Consider the following 10,058-nt stretch of genomic DNA (forward strand, 5'->3'; position numbering starts at 1 on the left):
CCGCCCCGGTCGGCCGCGAGTTCCCTCGCCCGGGCGGCGTCCGCGCTCTCGTCCCTGGGTCCGGCTGCGCACCGAACGGCAGGGGGCAGTTGACGGAGAATGAAAGAGAGTGGTTGACTACTCACATGCCGAAAGGGCGGCCAGGAGACTGGAACCGCTGCTCAAGGCGTTGTACTTCCCTGGATCCCTTCATGCTTGGCGCCCGGCTGTCAGGTCGGCCAAAAAGTGAGTGAACAACCACACTCTCTTGGTAGCGGGTCTCATCTCTTCCGATCCTCACGAAGGACTTCTCATGTTCACGACCATCACCGCCCTCCTTGCCGCACTGCCCCTGGCCTTCGGGAGCACAGGGACCGCACCGGTAGGGATAGACAAGACGGCCCCGGTGATCACCCGGGACGACATCGTCATCAACGCGCCACTGGACCGGATCTGGCGCATCCAGACCGACATCGAGAACTGGCCGGCCTGGCAGCCGAACGTCAGCTCCGCGGTCAAGCAGACCCCGGGGCGGCTGCGCCCGGGCTCCTCGTGGGTCTGGTCCACCGAAGGCCTGGAGAACATCACCTCGACGGTGAAGCAGGTTCAGCCCAAGCGCCGCATCGTCTGGGGCGGACCGGCCCAGGGCATCACCGCCGTCCACGTGTGGACCTTCACCCAGGCCCGGGACGGCGTTCACGTCCACACCGAGGAGTCCTGGACCGGCGACCCCGTCACCGCCAACACCGACTACCTCCAGGACGCTCTGGACGACTCGCTCGACCACTGGCTGCACAACCTCAAGCAGCAGGCCGAGAAGCGCCACCCCCGGGCCTGAGCCCGCAAACGACCGGCCCCCTGAACGGCAGCCCCAGCCGCAGCCCCGGCCCTCGACGCGACCACCCCGCTCACGCAGCAAGCCGCTCACCACGAGCGGGGCCGCCATCGGACGAGACCCCGCCGCAGTCCGCCACAACGGCGCCCCGCCCCGGACAGCACCCCGAAAGGCATCATGACCCCCGCCGCCTCCCCACCACGCTCTCACCCGGGCCTCCTCCTCGTCCTGCTGGCCGGTGCGCAGTTCCTCGTCGTGCTCAACACCTCCATCGTCAACGTCGCCCTGCCCGCCATCGGCCAGGACCTAGACCTCACCCCGACCGGCCTCGCCTGGATCGTCAACGCCTACCTCATCGCCTTCGGGGCCCTGCTGCCCCTCGGCGGCCGCCTCACCGACCTCCTCGGCCACCGCACCGCCTTCCTGGCCGGCCTCCTCGTCTTCGCCGCCGGCTCCCTGGCCGGAAGCCTCTCCGCAGGCCCCACCGCGCTCATCGCCGCCCGGGCGGTCCAGGGAATCGGCGCGGCCCTGCTCTCCCCGGCCAGCCTCGCGATCCTGCTGGCCCAATGGCCCCCGGGACCCGCCCGCGGCAAGGCCCTGGGCATCTGGGGAGCGGCCTCCGCAGCCGGCGGCGCCGCAGGAGTCCTGCTCAGCGGAGTCCTCACCAGCACGCTGGGCTGGTGGGCCATCTTCGCCATCAGCGCCCTGCTCGCCCTCCCCAGCCTCATAGCCACCCTCCTTCTCCTGACCCAGGGCGAGCGCAAACCAACGGCTCGCCTCGACATTCCCGGCGCCCTCATCGTGACCGCCGGCCTCACCCTCCTCGTCTACGGACTCGGTGCCAAGGACGCCACCCCGCTGCCCGACTTCGTCCTCCCTGCCGCCGGAATGCTCCTGCTCTCGGTGCTCATACCGATCGAGCGACGTGCGAAAGACCCCCTGCTGCCCCCCTCGCTCCTGCGCAACCGCTCAACCGCCACCGGCAACCTGCTGATGCTGCTCCTCGGAGCGGTATGGGTCGCCACGTTCTTCTTCCTCCCCCTCTACCAACAGAAGATCCTCGGCTACACGCCGCTGGAGGCAGGCCTGACCCAACTCCCCCTCGCCGCAGCCCTCATGGCCGCCTCCTGGGGAGCGGGCCGGCTACGAGGCACCCTCCTGCCCGGCCTGCTCGTACTCGCCGCCGGCCTGCTCTGGCTCGCCCGGCTCCCCGCCGACGGCGCTTTCCTGCCCGACCTCCTCGGCCCGTCCCTCCTGATCGGCGCAGGTCTCGGCCTGGCCTTCGTCCCCCTGACCGCCCTGGGCATCGAAGGGGCCGAACCCCGGCACGCTGGCACCGCCGGCGGACTGATCAACACCTCCCGGCAAGTCGGCGGCGCCCTCGGCCTCGCCGTCCTCACCACCCTCGCAGCCCCGGCCGCCGGCCCCGCAGCACCCGCCACCCTGGCGCACGGCTACCGCCGCGCCCTCGTCGCCACAGCCCTCATCGCGCTCCTCGCCGCCGCCGGAGCCGCCATCCACCTGCTCCGGGACCGCAACCGCACCACCACAACAGCGGCGACACCCTCCGGCCACTCCTGAACCGCCGGCCCGGGCCGCGTCCCCCCGTCCTCACCGCCCACACCACCCCGACCCCACAGGTCACCCCTTCTCTGGAGAACGAACATGATGGACATCGACCGCACCGCCCCCGTCGTCGTCGAACTGCGCGAGACCGTGCACGCCCCGCTGGAGACGATCTGGCAGCTGCACACCGACGTCACCTCCTGGCCGTCGTGGAACACCGGCATCGACACCGCGGTCCTGCGCCAGCCCCTCGCCCCCGGCGCTTGTTTCGACTGGACGACAGCCGGCCTCGACATCCGCTCCACCGTCGCCGAACTGACGCCGATGCGCCGCATCGTCTGGGGCGGCCCCGCCCATGGCATCACCGGCATCCACGTCTGGGAATTCGAACAGGCCGGCAACGGCGTGCAGGTCAGCACCCGCGAGTCCTGGGCAGGCGCCCCCGTCGACGCGGCCCCGCAGGCCATGCACCACGCGCTCGAAGAATCGCTCCTGGCATGGCTGAAGGTCCTGAAGACCACCGCGGAAAGCCGGAACTGACCCCCGCACGACCTGGCCGGAGGGGGAGGCACGTGATCCCCATGCCCACGTGCCTCCCCACCGGCATCTCCTCGCCCGTCGCACACATCTCCCGCACGACCCGCTGCGACGCCGATCCTCCGCACACCCCCGCCACACCCCATCCCGGAAGGCCGCTGACGATGACCACCACCGCGCCCGCACCTGTCTCCGCCCGGCCGCTGACACTCCCCGACCGCCTGGCGGCCGCCGGACTGCTGACCCTGGCGCTCTGCGAGCTCCTCGCCCACCTGGCCCTGGGCGGCCGGCCGAACCCCGGCATGGCAGCACTGGCCGTCCTGCCCCTGACCGCGGCCGTCCTGATCCGGCGGCGCGTGCGCTGGGCCCCCCTCGCCTCCCTCCTCGCCGTCGTCGCGGTCATCGCCACCCGCACCGCAGGCCTCTCCTTCGACCTGACTCGCCCCGGGGACGTCCTGTACTTCGCCGCCGCCCTCATCGAACTCGCCGCAGCCGGCGCGGTCACCGGGCCGATGGCCGCCACCCTCCTCAAGCGCCGCACCCCCGCCGTTACCGGCACCCTCGCCCTGGCCGCAGCCCTCGCCCTGAGCGCCGGCGTCGTCCTCACCTCACCCCAGAGCGACGACAACGGCTCCCTCACCACCGAGCAGATCGCCGCACTACCCACCGTCGACATGGTCAACTACCGCTTCGAGCCCTCCATCCTGCGAGCCGCCCCCGGCCAGCCGGTCGCCTTCACCTTCACCAACGACACCGACGACGCCCACGCCTTCGCCGTCGACAAGCTCGGCATCGACATCGAGGTCCCCAGCGGCCGCACCCGCACCGTCGTCGTCCAGGCGCCCCCCGGCCGGTACGCCATGCACTGCTCGGTGGGCAGCCACAGCGCCGACGGCATGAAGGGACAGCTCGTCATCACCGGCGACGGCGCCACCCCCACGCCGGACGCCTCCGACACCGAAGCCGCCACCGACACCGAAGCCCACCACCACAATGGCTGACCTCCTGACGCGACGCTCCCTGATCGTCACGGGCACCCTCGCCACCGCCGGAGCACTCGTCCCCCTCATCCGCACCCTCACCCCCACCGACGCACCCGCCGACGGACCACCCCTGCCCACACTGCCCGAACTCGACCTCCACACCCCTCAGGACGAGCCCGCCACCAGGACCGGAACCCTCACCGCCGGCAGAGCAGAAGCCGGGCGGCTGGCCTACAACGGCACCGGACCCGGACCCGGACCGCTGCTGCGCCTGCGCGAAGGCGACCGGGTCAGACTGACCTTCCGCAACGACCTCGACACCCCCTCCAGCCTCCACCTGCACGGCGTCCCCATGCCGCCCGCCACCGACGCCCCCCTGGCCCACCTCGCACCCGGCCAGTCCGACGTCCGCGAGTTCACCCTCCCGCCCGGGTCGGCCGGCACCTACTGGTACCACCCCCACGCCCACGGCGACGTCGAACGACAACTCCTGGCCGGCCTCGCCGGACCCATCGTCATCACCGGCCCCGCCGACGACCAGCCCGCACTGCGCAACGCCGACGACCGCCTGCTGATGTTCACCCGCACCGGCCGCGACATCCTCGTCAACGGAGCCACCCGCCCCGTCATCACCGCCCGCACCGGACGCACACGCCTGCGCCTGCTGAACGCCACCGCCGGCGACCACCTGCTGCTCGCCCTCACCCGCGAAGACGAGCCCACCACCGCCCACCTCATCGCCACCGACAGCGGGCTCGTCGAACGGCCCGTCCCGCTCACCGAGATCCTCCTCGCACCCGGCGAACGCGCGGAAATCCTCGTGGCGACCACCACACGAGGCCGCCTGACCCTGCGCGCCCTGCCCTACTCCGTCTACGGCCCCGGCGGGCAGCGCACCCCCGACCGGCCGATGGCCGCCATCGACATCCCCACAGGACTCGACCCCGTGGAACTTCCCGCCTCACTGCTGCCGGTGGAGAAGATCGACCCCGCAACCGCCGCCCGTACCCGCCGGATCCTTCTGGACGGAGCCGGCAACGGCTCCTACACCATCGACGGCCGCACCTTCGACCATCACCGCGTCGACCTGCACGCCTCCCTTGACACCCTGGAGATCTGGGAGGTGGAGAACACCCACACCATGGACCACCCCTTCCACCTCCACAGCTACGCCGTCCAGCTCATCCACCGGGACGGGAAACCGGAACCCTTCCGCGCCTGGCGCGACACCGTCAACATCCCCGCCGGTACCACCGTCCGCCTCGCCGTGCCCCTCCGGGGCAAGGGAGGCCGCACCGTCTACCACTGCCACATCGCCGCCCACGAGGACCTTGGCATGATGGGCATCCTCGAAGTCACCGGGACGAACGCTCCGCAGGACGAAGAGCCCACCCCCGGCACGTGATCCGAACCTCGCCTGCCCCCACCCGTGCCGGGACCGGGGCAACCAGACCGGTGCGGGCCGGGACTTCTCAGCATCGCCCGGAGCCCGGGCCTCTTGACGGCAGGAATGAAGCGTTCCTACTCCAACCGACTGCCGCCTGGGCAGTTTCGTTTGGGAGCACTGCGCAGACCAGAGGAAGATGCCCGTGATGTGGGCTGTCGCGGCGCAGCCTGCCTCAGCCAGGACATCGACCTCCAGAGCACCGACGTCTAACCTCACCGCTGACGAAGTTCGGAAACTGGTCATCGAAGCCGCAACCTTCGACCTGCAACTGTCCGAGGTCCCGGCAGATGGCGAGGAGCGCGCAGTTCGGTAAGCCGCCGCGCGGGGGCGGTCGTTCCGGCGTGCACGGGGCGGTGGCGAGCATGGGGTGCGCACCACCGCCCCTTCACGGCCCTACACGTCGGTGAAGCGAGCAGGAGGCGGGCCGGCCGTTGTGGTGTGGGCCGGGCCTGCGTCGACGGTCATCGCCGCGTCACTCCTCTTTGAGCTTGTCCAGGATCCACTGGCCGAGCTCTTCGGTCATGACGGTGTGGCCTTCGTTGGTGCTGGCGCACTTGAAGGAGTGGAGATCGCTGTAGTCGGCGTCGATCTTGCCGTAGAGCATCTCGTGGTCGTCGATGTCGCCGGCCGCGACGGCGCTGATCGTGGGGACGAAGGTGGAGGCGTTGTAGACCAGGTCCGCCTTCCGCCCGTCAACGAGCTTCGCCAGCATGGCGGCCATGCCGAAGTTGGCGGGGTGGCCCTCCAGGGCAGCCTCGGGGAACAGACCGCCCGGAGCGCCGTCGATGGCGGGGAAGTTGGTCGTGGTGACCGTGACCGGGTCGCCGTTCTTCTTGTGGATCTGAGCGACGGTCTGATTCCCGGAGGTCTGGGTGTTGAGCTGGGTGCCGTTCAGCTGGGGCCCGGAGCTGGTCATGGCGGGTTCGCCGGCGGGGATGCTGTTCCCGATGCCGGTGCCCGTTCCGTTGGCGACGCCGAGCAGGCGGGGGATCTGGGGCCAGTTGCCCATGCGGTCGAGTGCGTCCAGGAAGTCGGTCCGTGCCTGGTCCTGGCCGGCTGCCACGTCGAGGGTGATGTCGGTGCCGGTTTCGACGTGCCAGCGCAGCAGCTGGCGTGCGGCCGGGCTGTTGACCAGGTCGGAGTACAGGCTGACGAGATCGCCGATGATGGGGGCGCTGCCCCAGTGCTTCTTTACGAAGTGGGCGAAGGACTGGACTCCGATGGGCAGCCACGCGCCGCGGTGCGGGGTGTCGTAGGAGAGGTAGGTGCCGGTCTCGTGCTGTTCGCGGTGGCGTTCCATCTTGGCCAGGGCGTAGCGGGTGACGAGTCCGCCCATGCTGAAGCCGCCCACGGTCAGCTTGGCGTCGCCCTCGCGGTCGGCGATCGTCCTCCTGATGCATTCGATCGCGACGTCGGCGTTGTCGAGGATGGACGCGGAGCGCTCGTCGAAGCCGAGGAGCACCACGTCGAAGCCGTTGTTGCGGAGCTCGGTGATGAACGGGAACTGGCCGTTCTCCAGGCCCTCGTACAGCTCTTCGGGCTTGCTGGCCCCCATGGAGAAGCCGTCGGCCAGGATCACCGGCCGCTTGACGTGCCTCTGGCCGGACTCGCTGTAATACACCCAGGCCGTCCCGCCCCTGAGAGGCCAGGTGGTGTCCCACGTGGGTTCTTGCGCGGAGGCGGGCTGAGCTCCCGGAAGGGCGCCCCAGATACTCGTGACGGGCTTGGACATGCTTCGACGTCTCCTTGCTATGACGGCTGGTCGTGCCGCCGAACGCGACCATGATCACGGCACAAGCCATCCCGACCTCTCCAGAACGCCCAGGCATCACTCTTCCGTGAACAGAACACGCCACCGCCGGGTGACTGATGCTCAAATCCCCCGGTCAGGCTCACACGAACACCTCCGTGGCCCGAGTACGTCACCTAAGGGCTGTCCCGCAAATGATCTTCAGTATGCGGCGCTCGGTTCAGGCGCGCGGCCTCGTCGGGCCTCTGCTCGTGTGCTGCGTTGCTCAGGTCCGAGCGGGGAAGTCAGAGTGGTCGGCTGATGCGCGGGGCCAGGGTCGTCTCGGGTACGGGGAAGGCGGCGGCGATCTGTGCGGTGGTCAGGCCCCCGACCGCGCACAGTGTCAGGGCGATCCGGCTGGGCTCCGGCAACGCCGGGTGGCAGCACAGGAACAGCAGCGCCGGCAAGTCGTCCCGGTCCGCGTCCGCCTCGGCGTCCGCGGACCGGGACAGCAACTCGGCTTGGGGAGCGGCGAGGGCGATGCGGTCCTCGCGCCGGAGCCGCGCCTGCTCGCTGAATACCTGGTCCACAGGCCGGCGGGAGGCGACGGTGACCAGCCGGCCCCGAGGATTGTCCGGCAGTCCTTCGGCGGGCCGTTGGAGGGCGGCCGCCGGCAGTGCCTCCTGGACGGCGTCCTCGCAGGTGTCGAAGGCGCCGTAACGGCGGACGAGCGCACCGAGGACCTGCGGCGCCGGCTCGCGCGGCAGGTCCTGGACGCCGGGGCTCTGGCTCACAGGTCCGTCGCGGCGTCGTGCAGGACGGGCCGGAGCTGGACCGGCTCGGTGTCCGCGAAGGGCGCGTCGGCGGCGATGTCCTGTGCGCGCTCCAGGGACTCGCAGTCCAGCATGCAGAAGCTGGCCAGGTACTCCTTGGTCTCCAAATACGGGCCGTTGGTGACCACCGGTGCACTGCCCTTGAGGCGCACCAGCTGCGCGTTGGCCGCGTCCGCCAGGCCTTAGGCGCCGAGCAGTTCACCGCTGTGACGGTACTTCTTGCTGAACGCGTTCTGCCTGGCGATCGCCTCGGGCCAAGCGTCGGTGGGGAAGGACTCCCACTTGGCCTGGTTGCCGTAGATCATCGCGACGTGTTTCATCAGGTTCCTCACCGCGATCACGCCCGAGAGCCATCGGCGGAACTGGTGCGGTGCAGCAAATAGGGTACGGAGTATGAGCCAGAGCCCCGTTGACCCCGTCGCGCACAACCGCCTCGCCTGGGACCGTGAGGTGGAGAAGGACAACGAGTGGTCACGCCCGGTCGGCCCCGAGGTGATCGCGAAGGCGCGGGCCGGCCAGTGGTCCATCGTCCTGATCGGGTACGAGCCGGTCGACCCGACCTGGTTCCCGCCGGAGATCGCCGATTGCGACGTACTGTGCCTCGCCTCCGGCGGCGGGCAGCAGGCTCCGGTGCTGGCCGCGGCGGGCGCGCGGGTGACCGTCTTCGATAACTCGCCCCGTCAGCTGGCGCAGGACGAGATGGTCGCGGCGCGGGAAGGGCTCGACCTACGCACCGTGCTCGGCGACGCGCGCGACCTGAGCCCATTCCCGGACGCCTCGTTCGACCTTGTCGTCCACCCGGTCTCCAATCTGTTCATCCCGGAGCTGGCGCCGGTCTGGCGCGAGTGCCACCGCGTGCTGCGTCCCGGCGGGACGCTGCTGTCCGGCTTCCTGAACCCGGACGTCTACCTCTTCGACGCCGAGTCCTTGGAGGCGCGCGGCGAGCTGATGGTGCGCCACCGCCTGCCGTATAGCGACCTCACCCACCTGGAGCCCGCCGAGCGGCAACGGTTGTGGGGCCTCGACGCGCCGGTGGAGTACAGCCACACGCTCACCGATCAGCTGGGCGGGCAGATCGCGGCGGGCTTCGTCATCACCGGCTTCGCCGAGGCGCCGCACCACTCGCAGGCCACCGCTGGCTGGCTCTCCGGCTACTACGCCACGAAAGCGGTCAAGCTTGATGGTGCCGGTCACTGCCCCTCCACCGCCGGGCCAGGTCAGCAGTAAGGCCGGCGGGCGGCTGGGTCAAGTGGGCAACGGCCCTGCTGATACACAAACCGGGAGCACCCCGCCTCGAAACCCCGCGTCGCTCATCGTGCTGGCAACGGTGGGGCGCCGCACCACGCAAATGACCGCCTCGACATGGACGCCGTGTGCGAGTGGCTGTCCGTCAGTGCTCATGGATGGTCACTCGTCACGCCCACACCTGATTCGCTAACAGCTTCCGTCCGGTGCGGGCATTTTCGGCGGTCATGCCGACCACGGGCGCAGCCGGGACTGAGTACGACGGTGATCAGTTGAGCTCGGCCCGCCCGCCGGTAGGGCGTCTTGCTGGTGTCTGGTGAGGGTCTGTCACGGGGTGTGGTGGATAGGAACGGTGTCCGGTTTTCGTGGTGTGGGGTGTCGGTGGGTTTTCTTCTGTGGAAGTGGTTGGTGTTTCCCGGGTGGACTGTGCCGGTGGAATTGGTGGGGGCTTTTCGGGGTGCTCGTGGGTTGTGCCGGTGGGGTGTGCTGAGTCCAGTTCTTATCTACGGCTCCATTTGATGCACGCGGGCCGCGCTGCTCGGCCGCGCCTGTCTGGCCGGTGCCGTCTGTCGAGTGCCGGTTCGGTTGGTGGCATGGTGCGGGCGTCCGGGCCCTGAGGGTTCGGACACCACGGTCCGGTGAACTTGCTGCCGGGCGTGACCGGGTGTCATCCTGGGGCTTGCTGGTGAGTCACATGCCAGGCGTAGCCTGGGGTGTGACGGCCCGTAGGGCCGTGCCCCAATCCTTCTGCGGGTACCCGCCAAACCGGCCTGCATCACCCATCCACCTCCTGCGTGAATTCCGGAGGAATTCACCACACCATTCCGGAGGAATGGTGTGGGAAACCCGTAGGGTTTCGTCTTCTTTACGACCCGTAGGGTCGTGCGTCGTTCCTCCGGAGGAC

9 protein-coding genes and 1 pseudogene are annotated in these 10,058 nt (G+C 69.9%); 6 read left to right on the plus strand and 4 right to left on the minus strand.

The genetic code is table 11. The features are described from left to right. The first annotated feature begins 292 nt into the window (after positions 1-292). From ACFQ6X_RS27235 to ACFQ6X_RS27255, 5 genes are all read left to right on the plus strand, one after another. On the plus strand, positions 293-817 hold the full coding sequence (locus tag ACFQ6X_RS27235) for an SRPBCC family protein (protein WP_383185134.1): 525 nt from the start codon (positions 293-295) through the stop codon (positions 815-817). Positions 818-991: 174 nt separating this feature from the next. After that, on the plus strand, positions 992-2,395 hold the full coding sequence (locus ACFQ6X_RS27240; RefSeq protein WP_383185135.1) for an MFS transporter: 1,404 nt from the start codon (positions 992-994) through the stop codon (positions 2,393-2,395). An 84-nt stretch (positions 2,396-2,479) separates the two neighbouring features. Next, complete coding sequence (locus ACFQ6X_RS27245) at positions 2,480-2,920, plus strand: SRPBCC family protein (RefSeq protein ID WP_383185136.1); 441 nt, start codon at positions 2,480-2,482, stop codon at positions 2,918-2,920. A gap of 41 nt (positions 2,921-2,961) precedes the next feature. Continuing rightward, positions 2,962-3,918, plus strand: coding sequence for a cupredoxin domain-containing protein (locus tag ACFQ6X_RS27250; protein ID WP_383185137.1), 957 nt, complete (start codon positions 2,962-2,964; stop codon positions 3,916-3,918). Continuing rightward, positions 3,911-5,305, plus strand: coding sequence for a multicopper oxidase family protein (locus tag ACFQ6X_RS27255; protein WP_383185138.1), 1,395 nt, complete (start codon positions 3,911-3,913; stop codon positions 5,303-5,305). Before ACFQ6X_RS27250 ends, ACFQ6X_RS27255 begins: the two co-directional genes overlap by 8 nt. 514 nt (positions 5,306-5,819) lie before the next feature. Here the strand turns inward: ACFQ6X_RS27255 and ACFQ6X_RS27260 are convergent. The 4 genes and pseudogenes from ACFQ6X_RS27260 to ACFQ6X_RS27275 all read right to left on the minus strand — a co-directional run bounded on the left by ACFQ6X_RS27260 (position 5,820) and on the right by ACFQ6X_RS27275 (position 8,229). Then, a complete protein-coding gene (locus tag ACFQ6X_RS27260) occupies positions 5,820-7,079 on the minus strand; it encodes an esterase/lipase family protein (protein ID WP_383185139.1) in 1,260 nt (419 codons plus the stop codon). A gap of 311 nt (positions 7,080-7,390) precedes the next feature. Continuing rightward, positions 7,391-7,870 (minus strand): annotated as a pseudogene (locus ACFQ6X_RS27265) (sigma factor-like helix-turn-helix DNA-binding protein); the annotation flags it as partial. Then, the gene (locus ACFQ6X_RS27270; RefSeq protein WP_383185140.1) at positions 7,867-8,061 is read right to left on the minus strand and encodes a YciI family protein; all 195 of its coding nucleotides are present in this window, start codon (positions 8,059-8,061) and stop codon (positions 7,867-7,869) included. The gene ACFQ6X_RS27270 and the pseudogene ACFQ6X_RS27265, both read right to left, overlap by 4 nt. 30 nt (positions 8,062-8,091) lie before the next feature. Continuing rightward, positions 8,092-8,229, minus strand: coding sequence for a hypothetical protein (locus tag ACFQ6X_RS27275; protein ID WP_383185141.1), 138 nt, complete (start codon positions 8,227-8,229; stop codon positions 8,092-8,094). Between the two features lie 73 nt (positions 8,230-8,302). Between ACFQ6X_RS27275 and ACFQ6X_RS27280 the strand changes: the two genes are divergently transcribed. After that, on the plus strand, positions 8,303-9,136 hold the full coding sequence (locus ACFQ6X_RS27280) for a class I SAM-dependent methyltransferase (RefSeq protein ID WP_383185142.1): 834 nt from the start codon (positions 8,303-8,305) through the stop codon (positions 9,134-9,136). The last annotated feature ends 922 nt before the right edge of the window (positions 9,137-10,058 follow it).

It is taken from the genome of Streptomyces sp. NPDC056452, assembly GCF_042796085.1.
In the GTDB taxonomy this organism is placed as follows: domain Bacteria; phylum Actinomycetota; class Actinomycetes; order Streptomycetales; family Streptomycetaceae; genus Streptomyces.

Coding starts and splice junctions, on each gene's coding strand:
- ACFQ6X_RS27235 (WP_383185134.1), top strand. CDS start 293: ATGTTCACGACCATCACCGCCCTCCTTGCCGCACTGCCCCTGGCCTTC.
- ACFQ6X_RS27240 (WP_383185135.1), top strand. CDS start 992: ATGACCCCCGCCGCCTCCCCACCACGCTCTCACCCGGGCCTCCTCCTC.
- ACFQ6X_RS27245 (WP_383185136.1), top strand. CDS start 2,480: ATGATGGACATCGACCGCACCGCCCCCGTCGTCGTCGAACTGCGCGAG.
- ACFQ6X_RS27250 (WP_383185137.1), top strand. CDS start 2,962: ATGCCCACGTGCCTCCCCACCGGCATCTCCTCGCCCGTCGCACACATC.
- ACFQ6X_RS27255 (WP_383185138.1), top strand. CDS start 3,911: ATGGCTGACCTCCTGACGCGACGCTCCCTGATCGTCACGGGCACCCTC.
- ACFQ6X_RS27260 (WP_383185139.1), bottom strand. CDS start 7,079: ATGTCCAAGCCCGTCACGAGTATCTGGGGCGCCCTTCCGGGAGCTCAG.
- ACFQ6X_RS27275 (WP_383185141.1), bottom strand. CDS start 8,229: ATGAAACACGTCGCGATGATCTACGGCAACCAGGCCAAGTGGGAGTCC.
- ACFQ6X_RS27280 (WP_383185142.1), top strand. CDS start 8,303: ATGAGCCAGAGCCCCGTTGACCCCGTCGCGCACAACCGCCTCGCCTGG.